Origin of the sequence: Roseovarius atlanticus (assembly GCF_019802205.1) — a bacterium.
GTDB classification, from domain to species: domain Bacteria; phylum Pseudomonadota; class Alphaproteobacteria; order Rhodobacterales; family Rhodobacteraceae; genus Roseovarius; species Roseovarius atlanticus_A.
On record NZ_JAHVHQ010000003.1, the window covers coordinates 1813110 to 1833333 of the forward strand.

Here is a 20224-nt window from a genome sequence, read left to right on the forward strand (position 1 = left end):
CTTGGTCTCCTTATCCTCTATCGTCCGCGCGGGGGCCGAACGCCATCAGGTACAAGAGCGCCAGCGCGCCCAGCGGAAAGATCGCCACCAGCGCCCATGCGCTGGCGATGCCGTAGCCCGGCAGAAGCTTCCAGAAGGGAACCACGAACGCCGCCATGAAGAGTATCACCCAAAGCATGTCCGTGTCGTCCCTTTCGCGCCGCGGTTCACTTGGCCTTCTCGTCGGTTTTCTCGTCCCCCGGCAGGATATAGTCGGCACCCTCCCACGGACTCATGAAGTCGAACTGCCGGTATTCCTGCACCAGCTTCACCGGCTCGTAGACCACGCGCTTCTGCACCTCGTCATAGCGTACCTCGGTATAGCCCGTGGTCGGGAAATCCTTGCGCAGCGGGAACCCGCGAAAGCCGTAATCGGTCAGGATGCGCCGCAGGTCCGGGTGGCCGCTGAAGAGGATGCCGAACATGTCGAAAACCTCGCGCTCGAACCAGTTGGCCGAAGGGTGCACGTCCGTGATCGACGGCACCATGTCCTCCTCGCGCACCGCCACGCGCAGCCGGATGCGGTGGTTCTGGTACATGCTCAGGAAATGATAGACCACGTCGAACCGCTTGGGCCGGTCCGGGTAATCCACGCCGGTGATATCCACCAGCGTCGAAAAGCGGCAGTTCGGATCGGTCTTCAGGAACTCCACCAGCCCCTTCAGGCTCGACAGGGTCACGGTCACGTTCAGCTCGCCATGGTCCACCGACCAGCCGGACACGCAATCGGGCCGGCGGGTTTCGATATGGTGTCCAAGTTCGGTTAGCGCGTCACTCATCTTGCATCCCCCAAAGGCGCCTCAGCGCACGATCGTCCCGGTGCGCCGGATTTTCCGTTGCAGCTGCATGATCCCGTAGACCAGCGCCTCCGCCGTGGGCGGGCAGCCGGGCACGTAGACATCCACCGGCACGATCCGGTCGCAGCCGCGCACCACCGAATAGCTGTAGTGATAGTATCCGCCGCCATTGGCGCAGGATCCCATGCTGATCACGTAGCGCGGCTCGGGCATCTGGTCGTAGACCTTGCGCAGGGCTGGGGCCATCTTGTTGGTCAGCGTGCCGGCCACGATCATCAGGTCCGACTGGCGCGGGCTGGCGCGCGGCGCCGTGCCGAACCGTTCCAGGTCGTAGCGTGGCATCGAGGTGTGCATCATCTCCACCGCACAGCACGCAAGGCCGAAGGTCATCCAGTGCAGTGACCCGGTACGCGCCCAGTTGATGATGTCCTCGGTAGAGGTCACCAGAAAGCCCTTGTCCTGCAATTCGCGGTTCAGCGCCTGCGTGGCAGTGTCGCGCTGGTAGTCGTCGGCATAGGCCTCCAGCGGCACCTGGCTCGACGGTCCGGTCTTGATGCGCGGGGACTGGTAGCCCTCGCTCTGCACCTCGGTGACCATTTCCTCGTCGGTCGTGTACGCGGTCTTGTCCTCTACTGCCATTCCATCGCCCCTTTCCGCCATTCATAGGCAAACCCGGCCGTCAGCACGCCCAGGAAGACCATCATCGACCAGAACGCCGTCATGCTCAGGTCCTGGAACGCCACCGCCCAGGGAAACAGCATCGCGATCTCCAGATCGAAGATGATGAACAGGATCGAGACAAGGTAGAACCGGACATCGAACTTCATCCGCGCGTCGTCGAAGGCGTTGAAGCCGCATTCGTAGGCGCTGACCTTTTCGGGGTCGGGGTGGCGCACGGCCAGCACGACCGCGGCGAGGATAAGGACCAGTCCAAGACCGATGGCGATACCCAGAAGAACGAGAACAGGGAGGTACTCCCTCAGCATCTCTTCCACGTGTGGCTCCTTTCATGCGCCGGGCCGTCGCACGGGCCGGGCATAAGATTGGCGTGTAGTACTCGTCAGGGTTTACCCCTGCCCCGGAGCAGGGTCAACCAAGCGGGACGTGAATTCAAGGCGCCCGGCGCAGGGCGAAACCCCTTGAATACCGTGGTATATCGAATTTGGGGGCCCGGGACCGCCTTGGGCAAATTGACGCGAGTTCCGGGCGCACCGCAAATGCGCCCCTCCGGACCGGCGCGACCCCGGCTCCAGCCCCGCGCCGTGCCGTCGCGCCCTGTTCGCTTGCGCGGCACAGACGTTGCCACAGCCCCTGCACGCGGCAGGGGCTGACACCGCGCCAGGTCTGCATCCTTCTCGCAACCTGGACGCAACGTCCTCACGCAGTTTCTGTCCCGTCTCCGCGTCTCTACTACGCAGCCTCCCGCTCCGGCTTGCCGCGAATATGTACCCGGCACCTCTTGTCCCCTCCGCACCGTGTAATCGCACCTTGTCCGCTCGCGTGGCACAGAGGCTGCCACAGCCCCTGCACCCGGCAGGGACTTGCGCCGCGCCAAGTCTGCATCCTTCTCGCAAGTCAGTATCCTCACGCCGCGCCCATACCGTCGCTGCGCCCCATACGTGCGGCCTCCACCTCCGGCTTGCCGCGAATACAAGCACCATGCTCCTCCCCGGCCTTCCGATCCGTTCAGTCGCGCCCTGTCCGCTCGCGCGGCACAGACGTTGCCACAGCCCCTGCACCCGGCAGGGACTGACGCCGCGCCAGGTCTGCATCCTTCTCGCAAGTCAGTATCCTCACGCCGCGCCTATACCATCCCTGCGCCCCATACGTGCGGCCTCCACCTTCGGCTTGCCTCGAATATATGCGCCATGCTCCTCCCCGGCCTTCCGATCCGTTCAGTCGCGCCCTGTCCGCTCGCGCGGCACAGACGTTGCCACAGCCCCTGCACCCGGCAGGGACTGACGCCGCGCCAGATCTGCATCCTTCTCGCAACCTGGACGCAGGGTCCCCACGCAGCTTCTGTCCCATCTCCGCGCCCCTGTAGCGCTGTCCCTATCTCCGGCGTGCCGCGAATAAGTGCCCCGCACCTTCACGCCCCACCGCGCCGTTCAGTGGCGCCGTGTTCGCTCGCGCGGCATAGAGGCTGCCACAGCCCCTGCACCCGGCAGGGACTGACGCCGCGCCAGGTCTGGGCGTTTGGCACAAACTAAACGCAGTGCCCTCACACTGCGTTGGCCCAACTCCGCACCCCTTTTGCAGCGCCTCCTGCTCCGGCGTGCCGCGAATATGTGCCCGGCACCTCTTGTCCCCGCACTCGGCACGCGCCGCCTGCGCACCGAAAAGCCTTGGTCTTTCCGACCGGCGCGCTCAATCCCTGCGCCCGGTATGATCGACCTTCGCGTCCGGCGCGCCGCCTCTCCGTATCCGGTGGCTGTCGCGCTCCGCATGGCCCGCCTCTGCATCCGACGTGACCGACGCCGCACCTGTCCTGTTCATGCCCTGCACGACGCAAGCATATGCGCCACGCCCCGGCCTCGTCGCTCTCTGCGCCGGGCAGGCTTTGCGCCCGGCCCTGCCTGCCCCCGGCTTTCCTCCGGGCCAGCCCGGTCTCTGCCCCCTGCACGACCCCGTCTCAGCCCGATCTCAGAACGTCATTTTCACACCCGCGATCAGCGTATGCGACTCCACCGACCTGTCGCCGGTAAAGGTCGGCAGGATCAGCGGAACGAAACCGGCGTTGTACATGTACTCCGCCCCCAGCGTGACATGCCGCGCGGCCTCGTACTCGACCCCGAGGATCACCTGCTCCATCCGCTCCCACTCGCTGCCATTCGTGCCCTGCACGCCGCGGCTGGCGGACACCGAATAGGTGATCGGCTTGCCGGCCAGGGTCCGGTGCCACCGGGCCTGCAGCGTCGTGGCCTGCACGTGATGCCCCGTGGCGGGCCAGTCGTGCATCGACCGGGTGAACTCCGCCTGCACGTCGAAACGCGGCCCGCTCCAGGTCAGGTTGACGTCCCACAGCTCGTTCCAGAACCGATTGATCCCCCGCCCCGGCGGGTGGTGCGCGATGGTGCTGTCATAGATCGACCCGCGCAGGTACCCGGCCCCGACCGTCAGGTCGTGCCCCGGCGCGACCCCGAACCGATGCGCGCCGTTCAACGCGAAATTCGTCAGCTCGCCATTGTTCCTGGGACTGCTCAGCACCCGGTTGCCGCGATGCGCCGGGATCAGGGTAAAGGCCAGTTCCGTGCGCTCGGTGACATATCCCAGTTCGATCATTGGATCCTCGCTCTGGGCCCAGAAATAGTGGCTGGAATGGGTGTGCGTGAACGGCGCGTAGCTGGCGAAATTCCCGAAATTCAACGTCTTGCGACCGACCGCCAGGTAGAAGGGCGAGCGGTTCAGATCGCCCAGGATCAGCATGTACTTGCGCAGCTGGACATCGTCCTGGCCGGGATACTCGACCTCGGTGAACTCGCCCTGGACAAAGCCGGTGACCCAGGGCAGCGCCAGCGTCGCGTTCAGCGAGATCTCGTTGATCACGCCGTAACTGTCCGACCGGCCCCGCGTGTGCGTCGGCGGCAGCCGCGACAGGATCGGAAACTTGCCCGGCGTGTTCGTGCGCTCCGAGATCTGCGTCGCGATCAGCCGCCCGCCAAAGGTCAGCGACCCCTCCGGCACCTGCCCCGAGGCCCGCGCGCGCAGGATCTGCGCCACCTTGGTGGTCACGTCGTTCTGGCGGTCGAATATCCGCTCGGAATAGCGCAGGTCGGTGCGCAGGCTGCCATCGCCCGAGGCATAGACCCCGTCCTGCGCCCCCCCATCCTGCGCAACTGCCGCCGACGCGGTCAGCCACAAAAACCCAAGCGCCATCACGGCGCCCTCGATCATCCCGATCCCCTGAAGAATACGCTTCATTCCTGTCACCTTGATTCAATGCCTGGCCCAAAAAACGGGAAAAAGATTTAATCTTCGTTAAATTAACAGGATCAGCTGTCGCCTTTCCAGGGCGGCGTGCGCTTTTCGAAAAAGGCCGCGATCCCGGCCTGCGCCTCGTCGCCCGCCCAGCAGGCACTGAGCGCCTCGATCGTGTCCCCGATCACGTCTTCGTCGATCGTCGACCCCAGCCGGCGCAGGAGGCCCTTGGCCTGCGCCACCGCGTCCGGCGCACAGTCCAGGTAGGGCGCGACCTCCTCCTCGACCGCCCCGTCCAGCGCGTCCCCCGGCACGGCGCGCGCCAGCAGGTCCAGCCGCACCGCTTCGGTGGCCTCGAACCGCCGTCCCGACATGAAAACCCGCCGCGCCTTGGCCTCGCCCATCCGCGCGGCCACGTAGGGCCCGATCGTGGCCGGGATCAGCCCCAGCCGCGTCTCGGTCAGCGCCATCTGCACAGCCTCGGCGCCCACCGCCACGTCGCAGACCGAGATCAGCCCCACCCCGCCCCCGAACGCATTGCCATGCACGCGGCCGATCAGGGGCTTCGGCAGGGTATTCAGCGCCTGCAGCATGTAGGCCAGCTTGCCCGCCTCTTTCGCGCGCGTCTCGGGATCGGCCTCGAACTGCTCACGCATCCAGCCAAGGTCGCCGCCGGCGCAGAAACTCTTGCCGTCCGCGGCCAGGACCACCACGCGCACGCTCTCGTCCGCGCCCAGTTCCCGCGCGGCCTCGTGCAGCTCCGCGATCATCCGCGCCGACAGCGCGTTGTGCTTTTCCGCCCGGTCCAGCCACAGCGTCGCCACGCCGCGCGCATCCCGCTCGATCCTCACAGTCTCGTACATCCGTCCTCTCCCCGCACCAAAATTCTTCCAAGAATTTTGACAAGAATTTTCGAAAATTCTTGTCACCCCGCCCGCATCGCCCGCGCCATCTCCGCCGCGCGGCCCAGAACATCCCGGTCCAGCCCGGTGGCGCAGCCCAGCGCTTCCAGCTTGTCATGCACCTTCTCGGTCGCCACGTTCCCCTTCGCGCCCGGCGCATAGGGACAGCCCCCCAAGCCTCCGACGGCGGCGTCGAACACGCGCAGCCCGTGCGCCAGCGACGTCTCGATATTGTCCAGCGCCCGGCCCCCGGTGTCATGGTAATGCCCCGCCAGCTTCTCCGCCGGCACCGCTCGCGTCACCGCGCGCAGCATGGCGTCGATGCTCTCCGGCGTGCCCTGCCCGACCGTGTCGCCCAGGCTGATCTCGTAACAGCCCATCTCGTAAAGCCGGCCCGCCACTTCGGCCACCCGGTCCGGCGCCACCGGCCCATCGTACGGACAGTCCGTCACGCAGGACACATAGCCGCGCAACGGCACGCCCACCTCCCGCGCGGCCTCCGCCACCGGGGCGAAGCGTTGCAGGCTCTCCTCGATGCTGGCGTTGATATTCGCCCTGGAAAACCCTTCCGAGGCCGAGCCGAAAATCGCCACCTCGTTCGCCGCCGCCGCCATCGCGTCCTGAAACCCACGCATGTTGGGCGTCAGCGCCGCATAGCGCACCCCCGGCGCGCGGGTGATCCCGGCCAGCACCTCGGCCGAGCCGGCCATCTGCGGCACCCATTTGGGACTGACGAAACTCGCCACCTCGATCCGGGCAAACCCCGCGCCGCTTAGGCAGTCGATCAGCGCCACCTTCTCGGCCACCGGGATCTCGCGCGCCTCATTCTGCAACCCGTCGCGCGGGCCCACCTCGAAGATCTCGACCCGTTCAGCCATCCGCATCCTCCTCCGGCGCCGCATAGAACGCCTGCTCGTAGATCCGAACGCCGCTCTCCTCGGGCAAGGCCGCCCGGTACGCCGCCCGCTCGGTCAGCCGCGCGAACCACTTCGCCGTCTCGGGAAACCCGTCCAGCGTCGCGAAATGCCGCGCCATGTAAACCGCCTGCCCCACGGCGATATCGCAGGCCGAATAGCCCCCGGTCAGCAGGTAATCGCGGTTCTCCACCGGCGTGCTCAGCCGCGCCTCGATCGCGCCATAGCACTTGCGCAGGCGCGCCGCCTCCAGCCGCATCACCGTCGGGCTGCGCATGTGATCCTCGCGCAGCATGATGTGCTGCTGGGTCAGGATCGCCACGTGCTGGCTGACGGTCTCGGCGAAATGCAACCACACGAGATAGGCCATCCGGTCCATGTCGCCCGGCATCCGGCCCATCCCCCGCTCGGGGAACTTCTCGCACAGGTATTCCATCATCGCGCCCGATTCGAACATCCGCTCGCCCTCGATCTCCAGCGCGGGCACGCGCCCCGCCGGCGACAGGCTCAGGAACTCAGGCTGCCGCAGGCTCTTGTCGAAGGCATGGGTCACCACGCGGAATTCGACGCCTTCCAGCTCGTTCAGCAGCCACAGCACTCGCATCGAGCGGCTTTGCGGCACATGATGCAGGACAATCACGCCATCGCCTCCTTGGTCAGGTTCGGACGCGTCTCCTGTGCCACGTCGCAGGTTTCCATCCACACGCACCACGCCGCCAGCGCGGGTCGTGCGGCGATCATCTCCTCCCCGCCCGGCACCATGCCGAAATAGTCCAGCATCGGCCAGAGGTGACAGCCTGCCAGGTCGAGGCTCCCGGGCCGCAGAACCAGCCCTTCGGCCGCAATCTCCTCCAGCGCGTCCAGCACGCGCGGCGCGGCCGCCAGCCCGTCCGCCAGCGCCTCCGCATCGCCCGCCTCGCATTCCAGCGCCGCGAAGACCGCGTTGGAAAAGGCCTGCCGCACCAGCGGCCAATAGGCATAGCTGTCCGCGATCCCCATCACCTGCCGCATCCGCGCCGCGCCCTCGGGCGCGTCCGGCACCATCCGCGGCTCCGGCGCGACGGCCTCCAGGTAATCCAGGATCGCCTGCGTTTCCCACAGCCGAAAGTCTCCGGCTTCCAGCACCGGCACCCGCCCGAACGGGTGCAGCCGGCTCAGCGCCTGCGCGCCCTCCCCGAACGGATCGCACTCCACATAGTCATGACGAAGCCCCTTCGCCGCCAGCCCCATCCGCACGCTGCGCGTATAGACGCTGAAGCGATAGCCGGTCAGCCGCAGCCCCTCCGTCACGCCGCCGCCTCCGCATCCTCCTCCAGCCGGATCAGCGCCGCGCCCGCCTCCACCTGGCTGCCCGCCTCGGCCAGCACCTCGGCCACCACCCCGTCGCGCGGCGCCAGCAGGCTGTGCTCCATCTTCATCGCCTCCAGCACGGCCAGCCGGTCGCCCTTGGCCACCTCCTGCCCGGCCTCGGCAAAGACCGCCTTGACCATGCCGGGCATCGGCGCCTCGATCACGCTGGCGTCGCCGGCGGCAAACTCGCCCCGCTCCAGCGGATCGAGGATGTCGAACCCGATCCCGTAGCCCGCAAAGACCGTCACCAGGTCGCCCGTCACCGCCACCTCCGGCGCAAGCTGGCCGTCCAACTGCCAACGCCCACCGACGCGCCGCGCCGCGACCAGCGCGTCACCAACCTCCACGTCATGCGCCTCCGCCGACAGGCTTTGCACTTTCGCCTGCACCTCCTCGCCTTCGCGCCGCAGAACCACGCTCCGCCGCAAAGGCTGCCACAGGGCAAAGCCCGTCTCCGGTCCGCTTTCGTCCAGCAATCCAAGACTGGCCAGCGCCGCCAGCGCCACCGTCGCGTCGCTCACCTCAGGCGGCGCGCTCAACGCCTCCAGGTCACGCGCGATCAGCCCGGTATCCACCTCGCCCCGGCCGAACCCCTCGTGCCGCGCCAGCGCCCCCAGGAACGCCAGGTTCGTCACCGTCCCGGCCACTTGAGTCGCCTCCAGCGCCGCGCCCAGCCGTTGCAGCGCCACCGCCCGCGTCGGGCCATGCGTGGTCAGCTTGGCGATCATCGGATCGTAATGCGGGGAAATCTCGTCGCCCGCCCGCACGCCGGTATCCGCCCGCGCGCCTGCCGGAAACACCAGGTGCCGCAGCCGCCCCGTCGCCGGCAGGAACCCCTTCGGCACATCCTCGGCATAGAGCCTTGCCTCGAACGCGTGGCCATTGATCGACAGATCCTCCTGCCGCTTCGGCAACCCCTCACCCGCGGCCACCCGCAACTGCCACTCCACGAGGTCCACCCCGGTGATCTCTTCCGTCACAGGATGCTCCACCTGCAACCGCGTGTTCATCTCCATGAACCAGAACCCATCCGTGCGCAGCCCATCCGAGCCGTCCACGATGAACTCCACAGTCCCCGCCCCGGCATAGCCGATGGCCTCCGCCGCGCGCACGGCAGCCGCCCCCATGGCCTCCCGCACCTCGGGCGTCATCCCCGGCGCCGGCGCTTCCTCGATCACCTTCTGGTGCCGCCGCTGCAACGAGCAATCCCGCTCGAAGAGATGCACGGCGCTTGTCCCGTCGCCAAAGACCTGCACCTCGATATGCCGCGGCTGCTGGATATACTTCTCGATCAGCACAGCGGCGTTGCCAAAGGCCGTCTTCGCCTCGGCCTGCGCACTCTCCAGCGCCTCGTCAAAGCCCTTGGCCGCCTCGACCAGCCGCATCCCCTTGCCGCCGCCGCCCGCCACGGCCTTGATCAGCACCGGATAGCCGATCTCCCCGGCCTTCTCTGCCAGGAACCCCGAATCCTGCTCCTCGCCATGATAGCCCGGCACCACCGGCACCCCGGCCTCGTGCATCAGCGCCTTGGCCGCATCCTTCAGCCCCATCGCCCGGATCGCCTTGGCCGACGGGCCTATAAAGGTCAGCCCCGCCGCCTCGACCGCCTCCACGAAATCCGGATTCTCGCTCAGAAAGCCATAGCCCGGATGGATCGCCTGCGCGCCGCTCTCCTGCGCCGCCGCGATGATCTTCGCCCCGTCAAGATAGCTCTCCGCCGGTGCCGCGCCGCCGATATGCACGGCGGCATCCGCCAGCGCCACATGCCGCGCCGCCCGGTCGGCATCGGAATAGACGGCGACACAGCGCACCCCCATGGCCCGCGCCGTCTCCATCACCCGGCAGGCAATCTCGCCCCGGTTGGCAATCAGGATCGTGTCAAACATCGTCCACGGCCCCCAGATCCTCGATGACCTCGAACCGCTCCCAGATCAGTTCCATCTGCGGATCGAAAACCCCGATCCGCCGGTAATACCCCTCGTGGCCCTCTTTCCACCCGTCCAGCGTCTCATCCTCCCCCTCGGCCAGGGCAAGCGCCTCGGGCATGTCGCAGAACCGCACCAGCCGCAGTTCCATCGTCCGGGTCACCAGCGCGGGCCGACCGTCAAAGGTCGTGGCCACGTCGCAGCGCCCGATCTGCGGCACCGCCTCGCCGCGCGCCACCTCGGCCATGGACAGGCAGGTCGCCCGCTTGGGGCCCGCGCGCACCAGCCCGATCAATTCCGCAGACATCCGGGCGCTGTCGCCGAACACATAGGCCTGCGCCCCCGGATACCGTTCTTGAACCGCTTGCAATTGCATCGTCACGACCCTCTTTCACCTTTTTCCATACGCCGTTCCGCGCGGCCCCGCGCCGCGCGCCCGGCCTCACATCCGAAAGAGACCAAACCGCGTCTCCTCCACCGGCGCATTCAACGCCGCCCGCAACGACAGCGACAACACTGCCCGGGATTTCCGCGGGTCGATGATCCCGTCATCCCACAACCGCGCACTGGCATAAAGCGGATGGCTCTGTTCCTCGAACATATCCACCGTGGGCTGTTTGAACGCCGCTTCCTCGTCGGCGCTCCACGTGCCGCCCTTGCGCTCGATCGCGTCGCGTTTCACCGTCGCCAGCACGCCCGCCGCCTGCGCACCGCCCATCACGGAAATCCGGCTGTTGGGCCAGGTCCACAGGAACCGCGGCTGATAGGCCCGCCCGGCCATGCCATAGTTGCCGGCCCCGAACGACCCGCCCACCAGCATCGTCACCTTGGGCACGCTCGTCGTCGCCACCGCCGTCACCATCTTGGCCCCGTGCCGCGCGATCCCCTCGTTCTCGTACCGCCGGCCCACCATGAACCCGGTGATGTTCTGCAGAAACACCAGCGGCACCTTGCGCTGGCTGCACAATTCCACGAAATGCGCGCCTTTCTGGGCCGCCTCGCTGAACAAGACACCGTTATTGGCGACAATCCCCACCGGGCACCCCTCCACATGGGCAAACCCCGTCACCAGCGTCTCTCCGAACCGCGCCTTGAACTCGTCGAACCGGCTGCCATCCACCAGCCGCGCGATCACCTCGCGGATGTCATACGGCGTACGCAGGTCCCCCGGCACCACGCCCAGGATCTCCTCGGGGTCATAGGCGGGCGCCTCCGGTGCCTCCATCCGTAGGCCGGGGTTCACCCCGGCCACCCCGGCCTCCGTTCCAAGGTTCCCCACGGCCCGCCGCGCCAGGGCCAGTGCGTGCGCGTCATCCTCCGCCAGGTAATCCGCCACCCCGGAAAGCCGCGTATGCACGTCGCCGCCGCCCAAATCCTCGGCCGTCACGTCCTCGCCCGTCGCCGCCTTCACCAGCGGCGGTCCGGCCAGGAAAATCGTCCCCTGGTCGCGGACAATAATGGTCACGTCGCTCATTGCCGGCACATAGGCGCCCCCGGCGGTGCACGAGCCCATCACCACGGCGATCTGCGCGATGCCTTTGGCGCTCATCCGCGCCTGGTTGTAGAAAATCCGCCCGAAATGATCCCGGTCGGGAAACACCTCGTCCTGGTTGGGCAGGTTCGCCCCGCCCGAATCCACCAGGTAGATACAGGGCAGCCGGCATTCCTCCGCGATCTCCTGGGCGCGCAGGTGCTTCTTGACGGTCATCGGGTAATAGGTGCCGCCCTTCACCGTGGCGTCATTGCAGACCACCATGCAGTCGCGCCCCGCGACGCGCCCCACGCCCGCGATCACGCCCGCGCAGGGCGCTGCCCCATCATACAACCCATGCGCCGCCACCGCGCCCACCTCAAGAAAGGGACTGCCCGGATCCAGCAGATTCGCCACCCGCTCGCGAGGGGGCATCTTTCCCCGGCCCTTGTGCCGCTCCCGCGCGGCCTCGCCGCCGCCTTCCGCGGCGGCACGCGTGGCCTCCTCGACCGTTGCCAGCGCGGCCAGATGCGCCTCCCGGTTGGCCTGGAACTCCGCCGATCCGGTCAGAATCTTAGAGGAAATCTTCATCCCGCCACTCCTTTCGCATTGATCTTCCGGGGCCGCGCCCCCGCCGCACCGCAGAACTTCGTGACATATCCGCAACACCCCGCGGGCTCACCGCGATTTTGACATACATCAAAGAGATTTAGCCCGACCCGAGTCATCTTCCGCTCGAACAACTCAGAAGTGGAAAGACCATGAAACATCTCACCGCCCTCGCACTCGCAGCACTCGTCGCCGGCGCGGCGCCGGCCCTCGCGCAGGAGCGCGGCGACGTCTCGCTCGGCATCGGCCTCGCCGGCGTCATCCCCGAAAGCGGCAACGGCGTGCTCGCCGGCCCCACGCCGATCAGCGTCGACAACGGCTACTCGCTGTCGCTGACCGGCGAATACTTCATCGCCAACAACCTCGGCGTCGAGCTTCTGGCCGCCTGGCCCTTTGCCCATGACGTCGACACCGGCGGCGTGAAGATCGGAGAGGTCAAGCACCTGCCGCCGACCCTCTCGCTGCAATACCACTTCACCAACAAGGGCAACATCACGCCCTTCATCGGCGCCGGCCTCAACTACACCACCTTCACCGAATCCAAGGCCGTCGGTCCGCTCGCGGGCAACGACCTCGACCTCGACGACAGCTGGGGCCTCGCCCTGCACGCCGGCCTTGATTACAGGGTCTCCGACAAGGGCGCGCTGCGGACAGACGTGCGCTGGATGAACATCGAAAGCGACGTCAAGCTGAACGGCGTGGACATCGGCAAGGCCAAGATCAACCCGTGGGTCTTCGGCGTGTCCTACGTCCACACCTTCTGATCCTTCCCGAGGGACGGGGAAGCAGGCGGGGCGGGCCTTCGGGCCGGCCCCGTTTTCGTATGCGGCATCAAGGTCCGGCATCATTCTTCCCGCCTCGCACGCGGCCGCACCGGGTCCGGCGCCGCAATCCAGCCTGCCTCGAAGGCGGGGGCCACCTTGCCCTCGTGCCGCGCCACCTGCCACGCGATCACCGCCGCGCGCAGCCGCCCGTTGGCTTCGCGCGCCCGGCACCACATCTCCATTCGCGGGCTGTGCCCGGCGCAATCGCGCCCCGCCGACATCCCGTGCGCGAGGTGGAACAATTGCGCGTAAAGCACGTCCGCAAAAGGCTTTTCCTCCTCCGCGCCTTCCGCGTCTTCCGGCTCCGGCAACTCCGTCAGAACCCGCGCCCGCCAGATATCCTGCTCCACCGCCAGCGCTTTCTGACAGCCCAGAGGCTCCTCGGACCGATCGCAGATCACGATCCCCACGGTGCCGCAGAATTCCACGCCGGCGACATTGGCCAGCGGATACCCCGCCGTCTCAGCCGGGGTCGGTGCAAAGGCGGTCACCGCCTGTTCATAGCGCAGGATCTCGCCCCGCAGGCAGGTGGCGAAATCCGGCAGCGGGTCCTGCGCCGCGCAAGGACACGCGCAGGCTACGGTTCCGAGCATGCCAAGAATGTCCCGCAGCACCGCCACGGCTACATCCCTCCGCGCATGTCGCGCAGTTCCAGCGACCGTTGCGCCGTCATCCGCATCAGGCAGGTCGCCGCCGCGACCGACCGGATCGTGCCGCCCCGGTTGCGCTCGAAGGCCAGGTTGCACTCGGCGTCGCGATAGGCGATCCAGGCCCGCTGCGCCGCCAAAAGCGCTTCCGAAACAGGCGGCTGGCCGGTATCGGCCTTATCCAGCTGCGCCCGCGTCGCCTTGTATTCGCGGTTCAGGAACCTGTCCCACACCGCTGTCTCGGCCTGCACGCACGCCACGATCCCGATGGTCGAGCCGCCGCCCGGCTGCGTCTGGCACTGGTTCGCGGCATCTCCCACGCAGCCCGGCACCCCGGCGTCGCGCGGGGCCGCATCGAAACAGGCCGCGACCGTGCTCTCGTTCACGCTTGCCTCCTGCGCCCGCGCCACGCCCGAAAGCCCCGCCACGGCAATCGCCACTATCGCCACCCCTCTCGTGATCATCCGTCATCCTCCGTTTCCGCCACGGCCCGTGCCTTCAACTCCTTGCGAATGACCTTGCCCGTCACCGTCATCGGCAAGGCATCCAGGAACGTCACCTCCCTGGGATAGGAATACCCCGCAAGCCGTTCTTTCACATGGGTTTTCAACGCCTCGGCCAGGGCGTCATCCGCCGTCACGCCGTCCCGCACCACCACGTAGGCCTTCACGATCTCGGTGCGCAGGGCGTCGGGCTTGCCCACCACGCCCACCGTCGCCACCGCGTCATGGGTCAGCAGGCAATCCTCGATTTCCGCCGGCCCGATCCGGTAACCGGAACTGGTGATCACGTCATCCTCGCGCCCGACAAAGCGCAGGAACTCCCCGTCCCAAACACCCCGGTCGCCGGTCAGCATCCAGTCGCCGCGGAACTTTTCGGCGGTCTGCTCGGGCCGGTTCCAGTATTCCAGCATCATGCTGGCCGAGCCGCGCTTTACGGCGACATCGCCCTCGTCGTCCGTCGGTTGTCCGTCCGGGTTCAAAACCGCCACCTCGTGCCCCGGCACCACCTTGCCGATGCAGCCCGGTTTCGGGTCAAACAGACTCTGGCAGGAACAGGCCACAAGGTTGCACTCGGTCTGCCCGTAAAACTCGTTGATCGTCAGCCCGAACGCCTTGCGCCCCCAGTCCAGCATCTCCGCACCCAGCGGCTCACCGCCGCTGGCGACCGTGCGCAGGCCCTCGATGCGCTCGTCGGCGGCCTTCAGCATCCGCAGCGCCGTGGGCGGGAAGAATATATTCCGAACAGCACCCTGCCGGATGATCTTCACGCACTCCTCGACGCTGAATTTCGGCAAGCGTGCCGCCACGACCGGCACGCCCAGCGCCAGCCCCGGCATCAGGATGTTGAACAGGCCACCAATCCAGGCCCAGTCGGCCGGCGTCCACAGGCAATCGCCCTCGTGCTGGCCCAGGAAATCATGCGGCATCTCGACCCCCGGCAGATGCCCGGTCAGCACCCGGTGCCCATGCAACGCACCCTTGGGGCTGCCGGTCGTGCCGCTGGTATAGATCAGCACGGCGGGGTCGTCCGGCGCGGTCTCCGCCGGCTCGAACAGGCCCTGTTCCGGCAGGTCCGCATCCTCGGGCACAAACGCCTCGACTTCCGCCAAAGGCGCAAGCATTTCAACACCTTCGGCGTCGGTGATCACGATCTTCGCGCCCGCGTCCCGCACCCGGCTGGTCAGCGCATCCTCGCGAAACAGTTTGAACAGCGGGATCGACACGGCCCCGATCTTCCAGATCGCGATATGCGCCGCGGCGCACCAGCCGCCCTGGCTGCGCAGCACGCCCACCCGGTCGCCCCGCGCGACGCCTTTCGCCACCAGCACATGCGCCAGCCGGTCGGCCATGTCGCGCAGGTCGCCATAGCTCAGATCGCGGTGCATCTCGGCCAGGTCCTTGATCGCCACGCGGTCCGGCGCCCGCGCGGCCCAGTCGTCGCAGGCCTGCGCCGCCATGTTCAGCCGCGCCGGAAGGTCCCAGGAAAACGCACCCTTCAACGCCTCGTAGTCTTTTTGTTCCAGCACCTTACACGCCTTCCTTCACCTCTTCCCGGTGGGCCACCTCGCCGAATCGGTCGACGAAATAATCCACCCGGCCGCCCTCCGCGCCCGCACATGTCACCACCAGCCACAACCCCGCCGACTGCGCCGGCGTCGCGTGGCAATCGGTCCGCGCGGCCCCGGTCTCGGCCACGTAGCGCTCCGCCACCGCCTCGATCACCGCCGTCTCGGTCGTGGTCACCGACCGCCCGCCCAGCAACAGCGCGACGACCGCGCCAAAGGAGACCAGCGCCAGAAGCGGCACGAAGAACCACGGAGCACGCCCGAACCGCATGGAGCTACCCCATCGCCCCCATCAGCTCGCGCCCGATCAGCATCCGCCGGATCTCGGACGTGCCCGCCCCGATCTCCATCAGCTTGGCATCCCGGAAGATCCGCGCCACCGCCGCATCGTTCAGGAACCCGGCACCGCCCATCGCCTGCACCGCCTGGTGCGCCTGCACCATCGCCTGCTCGGACGCATAAAGACAGCACGCCGCCGCGTCCTGCCGCGTCACCTCGCCCCTATCGCAGGCCTTGGCCACTTCGTAGACATAGGCCCGGGCCGAGTTCATCGCCGTATACATGTCGGCAATCTTGCCCTGCATCAGCTGGAAATTCCCGATCGGCTGGCCGAACTGCTTGCGCTCGGCCATGTAGGGCATGATCTCATCGAGACACGCCGCCATGATCCCCAGCCCGATCCCCGCCAGCACCACGCGCTCGTAATCCAGGCCCGACATCAGCACCTTCACGCCCTTGCCTTCCTCGCCCAGCACATTGTCGAACGGCACCTCCACGTCCTCGAAGATCAGCTCGGCGGTGTTCGACCCGCGCATCCCCAGCTTGTCGAAATGCGCGCTGGTCGTGAACCCCGTCATCGCCTTCTCGATCAGGAACGCGGTGATTCCCTTGGCGCCCGCCTCGGGCTCGGTCTTGGCATAGACCACCAGCGTATCGGCATCCGGCCCGTTGGTGATCCAGTACTTGTTGCCATTGAGGCGATAGTGATCGTTGCGCTTTTCCGCCCGCAGGCTCATCGACACCACGTCGCTGCCCGCGCCCGCCTCTGACATGGCCAACGCGCCGACATGCTCGCCCGAAATCAATCCCGGCAGGTACTTCGCCCGCTGCGCGTCCGATCCGTTCAGCTTGATCTGGTTCACGCACAGGTTGGAATGCGCGCCATAGCTCAGCGACACACTGGCCGAGGCCCGCGCCACCTCCTCCACCGCGACCACATGCGCAAGGTACCCCATGCCCACGCCGCCATGCTCCTCGGGCACGGTGATTCCCAACAGGCCCAGCTCGCCCATCTCGGTCCACAGCTCGGAGGGAAATTCATTCGTCCGGTCGATCTCGGCGGCCAGCGGCTTGACCCGCTCCTGCGCCCAGCGATGCACCATCTCGCGCAGGGCATGAACGTCTTCGCCCAGGTCGAACTTCATCACCGCGTCGAACATTCCTCACCCCTCCCGGCATTTATTGAACGCTTGTTCATTTATAGGCCTGCCCTGCCACCCCGTCAATCCCGCGCACCGCGCCGGAACCGATTCCGCGCACCACGGGTTGGCCCCCAGACACCATCAGCATAACAAAGGAGTCATCCAATGTCCGATGATCTGAGAGAGACCTTGTGGAAGCGCCTCGACAAGCTGCAGGCCGGCATGTTGTCCACCGCCAGCGCCCCGCCGCGCCCCATGGTGCCCACCATCACGGATGACGACAACGCCATCTGGTTCATCACCGCCAAGGGCACCGACATCGCCGATGCGGCGGCCAAGGGCGAGACCTGCAAGTTCATCGCCGCCTGCCCCAGCGCGCATCTCTACGCCGATATCGACGGCGCGCTGTCGGTCGAGACCAGCGAGGCCAAGCTCGACGAGATCTGGTCGCCCATGGCCGCCGTCTGGTTCGACGAGGGCCGCCAGGACGACGACATCGTCCTCGTGTCGATGCGCCCCAAGAAGGCGGCCGTCTGGGCCACCGATGGCGACGCCAAGTCGCTTTTCGAGTTCGCCCGCGCCTCGATCAGCAACGACACGCCCGACGTGGGCGAACACGGCACGGTCACGTTCTGATGCGCCGCGCATGTTTCGGGGCCGCCGCGCTGGCGGCTCTCATGGTCTCGCCCGCCCGCGCCGAGCAGGTGGGCGAGATCGGCGTCGACTGGGCCGGCAACGACATCATCGTCGAGGCGATCGAGGATCCCGAGGTGCAGGGCGTCACCTGCCACCTGGCCTATTTCGAGCGCGGCTTCATCGACCGGCTGGCCAATGGCAACTGGTTCGAGGATCCCTCCAACAGTGCCATCGAATGCCAGCAGACCGGCCCGATCACCCTGGGCGACATCGACCGCTCCGAGGATGGCGAGGACGTGTTTCGCGCCAGCCGCTCGATCATCTTCAAGACGCTGCGCGTGAAGCGCATCTTTGACGCCGACCGCAACACGCTGGTCTACATCTCGCACGGGCGCGAACTGTCGCAAGGCTCGGCCAAGGTCTCGATCTCCTCGGTCCCGATTCCCGACGAAACGCCCAACGACTGACCCGCCGAAACGCGGCAGACAGCAGGGGTTTTGGCGCGTGCGGTCCGTTAACCGCCGCACGCTCCATTAACCGGACAGGTTGCGAAAAATCGCACCGACGCGATGCCACCCGGATACCGACGCGATACCGACGTGCCATTTCGGCCCCGGATTCGCCGTTAACCCCGGTGTCTCAGGTCGATCCGGCCTGCTGTACCGCGCCCACTTCCGCTCGGATGATCCGCGCGATCAGGGCGCAATCCTCCAGCGTGAAGGTCAACGGCAGGCGCATGTCCAGGATGCCTTTCAGCACCCGGTCGCTGGCGGGCATCGGCACGCTCGGCGCATAGCGCCAGCTGTCATAGCGGCTGGTGAACCCCACCGGCTCGGCGCCCCCGAACCACTTCAGCTCGACGCCGCGTTTCCCGCACCGTTCGACCACCTCGGCAATGGCCCCGTTGCTCCAGTCCAGCAGAAGGAACTGGATCGACGAGCCGACGTATGTTTCCGCCTCGGGCCGCTCCACCACCCTCAGGCCGGGCGTGCCGCGCAGGCCGTCCTCGACCACCCGGTAGCGCGCGTTCCACTTGGCGCATTGCGCGTCCAACGCCTTGAGTTGCGGGCGTAAAATCGCCGCGCGCAGGTGATCCATCCGCCCCGAGACATTGGGCGTCTGGTACTTGATCTTCTCGAATTCCTCTTCCGGCGGCACCGTCCCGTGCCGGCCATAGAGCATGTAGGACCCCGACAGGATCGCCGCCTTCGCCATGACGCTTGGGTCGTCCGTCACCAGCAGGCCGCCCTCGCCCGAATTCATGTGCTTGTAGGTCTGCGTCGAATAGCAGCCGATCAACCCGTGCCGCCCCGACGGCACCCCGTTCCACGCCGCCCCCATCGTGTGGGCGCAATCCTCGATTATGGTCAGCCCGTGGTCGCTCGCGATCTCCACCAGCCGGTCCATGTCGCACAGGTGCCCGCGCATGTGGCTCAGCATCAGGATGCGTGCCTCACCCGCCTTGTTAACCAGATCTTCAAGGTCGATGGTCAGACTCTCGGTCACGCCGACGAACACCGGCACCGCACCGACACTGGCAATCGCCCCCGGCACCGGCGCGAGGGTGAAAGCATTCGTTAACACCTTTTCGCCAGGCTGCACGTCCAGCGCCCGCAGTGCCGTGGCCATCGCATAGCCGCCAGAGGCGACGGCCAGCGCGTATTTCGCGCCCGTGTAGGCGGCGAATTCCTGCTCCAGCAGGCCCACCTCGCCCACTTCTCCGGGCGACAGGTTATAGCGATGCAGCCGCCCGCTCTGCATCACCTCCATCGCGGCGCGAATCCCCTCCTCGGGGATCGGCTCCTGCTGGGTGAAACTGCGTGTGAATATCTCGCTCATGGGCCTTTATTGCGGCCCGGCGCGGCACAGGTCAACGGCCATGCGCGCAGCGTTTCGCTTTCCCGAAACCGGGTTTCAGCCGAATAGCCTCTGCACCACGCCCTGAAGCTCGTCGAAATGGTCGATCGTGGCCTCCGGCTCCAGCGCCCGCACATCCTCGTCGCCCGGCCCGAACGTCACCAGAACCGACGGCACCCCCGCCGCGCGCGACGTCTCGCGGTCCGTTACCGTGTCGCCCACCAGCAGGCAGCGGCCCGGGTCGCCGCCCACCCGCCGCACCACCTCGCGCAGCGGCTCGGGGTCGGGCTTGCGCACGGCCAGCGTATCGGCCCCCACCAGCGCGCCAAACTTGTCCAGAACGCCCAACGCGGTCATCAATTGCAGCGCCAGCTTTTCGGGCTTGTTGGTGCAGATCGCCACCGGATGCCCGGCCAGCCGCAGGGTCTCCACCGCCTCCATCGCACCGGGATAGAACACCGTGTGCGTGTCGATGGCCTCGCCGTAAGCCTCCAGAAGGATTGGATATTGCCGGTCGATCTCGGCAAAATCATCCGCCCGCCCCAGCCGCGTCATCCCAAGCGTCAGCATCGCCCGCCCGCCGCGCAGCGCCGTCCCGGCATCCGCCACCGGGTCCAGCAGATCGCCCTCGCCCATCCCCCGGAAACAGGCATTGGCGGCGGCGATAAGGTCCCCGCTCGTGTCCGCCAGCGTCCCGTCCAGATCGAAGACCACCGTGCCCGGCCGATCACCCATACCGCATTCCCCTCTTGTCATTGTGCAACGCTCAGCACATTTCCGCCCGTGCCTGTCACATCCCGCAATCATCTTTGATACGGCCCAGCCTTGCACGGCTTGCGCAACCGG

The 20224-nt window shown here is 67.0% G+C and carries 23 protein-coding genes; 3 read left to right on the forward strand and 20 right to left on the reverse strand.

Translation table 11 applies throughout. From position 1 onward, the window contains the following. Positions 1 to 10: 10 nt before the first annotated feature. The 13 genes from KUV49_RS14780 to KUV49_RS14835 form a co-directional block, all read right to left on the reverse strand. The gene (locus KUV49_RS14780; protein ID WP_172978100.1) at positions 11 to 178 is read right to left on the reverse strand and encodes a hypothetical protein; all 168 of its coding nucleotides are present in this window, start codon (positions 176 to 178) and stop codon (positions 11 to 13) included. A 28-nt stretch (positions 179 to 206) separates the two neighbouring features. Then, complete coding sequence (locus KUV49_RS14785) at positions 207 to 818, reverse strand: NADH-quinone oxidoreductase subunit C (RefSeq protein WP_222450609.1); 612 nt, start codon at positions 816 to 818, stop codon at positions 207 to 209. Positions 819 to 839: 21 nt separating this feature from the next. After that, positions 840 to 1475: a NuoB/complex I 20 kDa subunit family protein gene (locus tag KUV49_RS14790; RefSeq protein ID WP_261391223.1), complete on the reverse strand. Its 636-nt coding sequence runs from the start codon at positions 1473 to 1475 to the stop codon at positions 840 to 842. Continuing rightward, positions 1466 to 1831, reverse strand: a complete 366-nt coding sequence (locus tag KUV49_RS14795) for an NADH-quinone oxidoreductase subunit A (protein ID WP_152492847.1) — start codon at positions 1829 to 1831, stop codon at positions 1466 to 1468. Before KUV49_RS14795 ends, KUV49_RS14790 begins: the two co-directional genes overlap by 10 nt. A gap of 1372 nt (positions 1832 to 3203) precedes the next feature. Further along, on the reverse strand, positions 3204 to 3332 hold the full coding sequence (locus KUV49_RS21560) for a hypothetical protein (RefSeq protein WP_261391224.1): 129 nt from the start codon (positions 3330 to 3332) through the stop codon (positions 3204 to 3206). A 147-nt stretch (positions 3333 to 3479) separates the two neighbouring features. Beyond that, positions 3480 to 4757 carry a hypothetical protein gene (locus KUV49_RS14800; RefSeq protein WP_222450610.1) on the reverse strand — a complete coding sequence of 426 codons (1278 nt, stop codon included), beginning with the start codon at positions 4755 to 4757 and terminating at the stop codon, positions 3480 to 3482. Positions 4758 to 4828: 71 nt separating this feature from the next. Then, a complete protein-coding gene (locus KUV49_RS14805; protein WP_222450611.1) occupies positions 4829 to 5617 on the reverse strand; it encodes a crotonase/enoyl-CoA hydratase family protein in 789 nt (262 codons plus the stop codon). A 62-nt stretch (positions 5618 to 5679) separates the two neighbouring features. Next, a complete protein-coding gene (locus KUV49_RS14810; RefSeq protein ID WP_315899516.1) occupies positions 5680 to 6534 on the reverse strand; it encodes a hydroxymethylglutaryl-CoA lyase in 855 nt (284 codons plus the stop codon). Beyond that, positions 6527 to 7210 carry a glutathione S-transferase family protein gene (locus tag KUV49_RS14815; protein WP_222450613.1) on the reverse strand — a complete coding sequence of 228 codons (684 nt, stop codon included), beginning with the start codon at positions 7208 to 7210 and terminating at the stop codon, positions 6527 to 6529. The genes KUV49_RS14810 and KUV49_RS14815 overlap by 8 nt, the downstream gene beginning before the upstream one ends. Further along, positions 7207 to 7860, reverse strand: a complete 654-nt coding sequence (locus KUV49_RS14820; RefSeq protein ID WP_222450614.1) for a glutathione S-transferase family protein — start codon at positions 7858 to 7860, stop codon at positions 7207 to 7209. The genes KUV49_RS14815 and KUV49_RS14820 overlap by 4 nt, the downstream gene beginning before the upstream one ends. Continuing rightward, positions 7857 to 9806 carry an acetyl/propionyl/methylcrotonyl-CoA carboxylase subunit alpha gene (locus tag KUV49_RS14825; RefSeq protein WP_222450615.1) on the reverse strand — a complete coding sequence of 650 codons (1950 nt, stop codon included), beginning with the start codon at positions 9804 to 9806 and terminating at the stop codon, positions 7857 to 7859. The genes KUV49_RS14820 and KUV49_RS14825 overlap by 4 nt, the downstream gene beginning before the upstream one ends. Beyond that, positions 9799 to 10221 carry an ASCH domain-containing protein gene (locus KUV49_RS14830; RefSeq protein ID WP_222450616.1) on the reverse strand — a complete coding sequence of 141 codons (423 nt, stop codon included), beginning with the start codon at positions 10219 to 10221 and terminating at the stop codon, positions 9799 to 9801. Before KUV49_RS14830 ends, KUV49_RS14825 begins: the two co-directional genes overlap by 8 nt. 66 nt (positions 10222 to 10287) lie before the next feature. Continuing rightward, a complete protein-coding gene (locus tag KUV49_RS14835) occupies positions 10288 to 11907 on the reverse strand; it encodes a carboxyl transferase domain-containing protein (protein ID WP_222450617.1) in 1620 nt (539 codons plus the stop codon). Between the two features lie 170 nt (positions 11908 to 12077). Here KUV49_RS14835 and KUV49_RS14840 point away from each other — a divergent pair, with 170 nt between their 5' ends. Further along, positions 12078 to 12689, forward strand: a complete 612-nt coding sequence (locus tag KUV49_RS14840) for an OmpW/AlkL family protein (protein WP_222450618.1) — start codon at positions 12078 to 12080, stop codon at positions 12687 to 12689. 80 nt (positions 12690 to 12769) lie between these two features. Here KUV49_RS14840 and KUV49_RS14845 read toward each other — a convergent pair whose 3' ends face one another. From KUV49_RS14845 to KUV49_RS14865, 5 genes are all read right to left on the reverse strand, one after another. Continuing rightward, entirely contained in the window at positions 12770 to 13342 is a 573-nt protein-coding gene (locus KUV49_RS14845) for a hypothetical protein (RefSeq protein WP_222450619.1), read from the reverse strand. A gap of 29 nt (positions 13343 to 13371) precedes the next feature. Beyond that, positions 13372 to 13860 (reverse strand): lysozyme inhibitor LprI family protein, encoded by a 489-nt coding sequence (locus tag KUV49_RS14850; protein ID WP_222450620.1) that lies wholly within the window; start codon positions 13858 to 13860, stop codon positions 13372 to 13374. Then, positions 13857 to 15356, reverse strand: a complete 1500-nt coding sequence (locus KUV49_RS14855) for an AMP-binding protein (protein ID WP_222451020.1) — start codon at positions 15354 to 15356, stop codon at positions 13857 to 13859. Before KUV49_RS14855 ends, KUV49_RS14850 begins: the two co-directional genes overlap by 4 nt. Positions 15357 to 15426: 70 nt before the next feature. Further along, positions 15427 to 15735 carry a hypothetical protein gene (locus KUV49_RS14860; RefSeq protein ID WP_222450621.1) on the reverse strand — a complete coding sequence of 103 codons (309 nt, stop codon included), beginning with the start codon at positions 15733 to 15735 and terminating at the stop codon, positions 15427 to 15429. 4 nt (positions 15736 to 15739) lie between these two features. Next, positions 15740 to 16903, reverse strand: coding sequence for an isovaleryl-CoA dehydrogenase (locus KUV49_RS14865; RefSeq protein WP_222450622.1), 1164 nt, complete (start codon positions 16901 to 16903; stop codon positions 15740 to 15742). A gap of 147 nt (positions 16904 to 17050) precedes the next feature. On the opposite strand from KUV49_RS14865, the gene KUV49_RS14870 reads away from it, so the two are divergent. Continuing rightward, positions 17051 to 17521: a pyridoxamine 5'-phosphate oxidase family protein gene (locus KUV49_RS14870; protein WP_222450623.1), complete on the forward strand. Its 471-nt coding sequence runs from the start codon at positions 17051 to 17053 to the stop codon at positions 17519 to 17521. Beyond that, a complete protein-coding gene (locus KUV49_RS14875; protein ID WP_222450624.1) occupies positions 17521 to 17988 on the forward strand; it encodes a CreA family protein in 468 nt (155 codons plus the stop codon). Before KUV49_RS14870 ends, KUV49_RS14875 begins: the two co-directional genes overlap by 1 nt. 172 nt (positions 17989 to 18160) lie before the next feature. Here the strand turns inward: KUV49_RS14875 and KUV49_RS14880 are convergent, their stop codons facing one another. Next, entirely contained in the window at positions 18161 to 19360 is a 1200-nt protein-coding gene (locus KUV49_RS14880) for a DegT/DnrJ/EryC1/StrS family aminotransferase (RefSeq protein ID WP_222450625.1), read from the reverse strand. A gap of 75 nt (positions 19361 to 19435) precedes the next feature. Beyond that, complete coding sequence (locus KUV49_RS14885; RefSeq protein WP_222450626.1) at positions 19436 to 20113, reverse strand: HAD-IA family hydrolase; 678 nt, start codon at positions 20111 to 20113, stop codon at positions 19436 to 19438. Between the last annotated feature and the right edge of the window lie 111 nt (positions 20114 to 20224).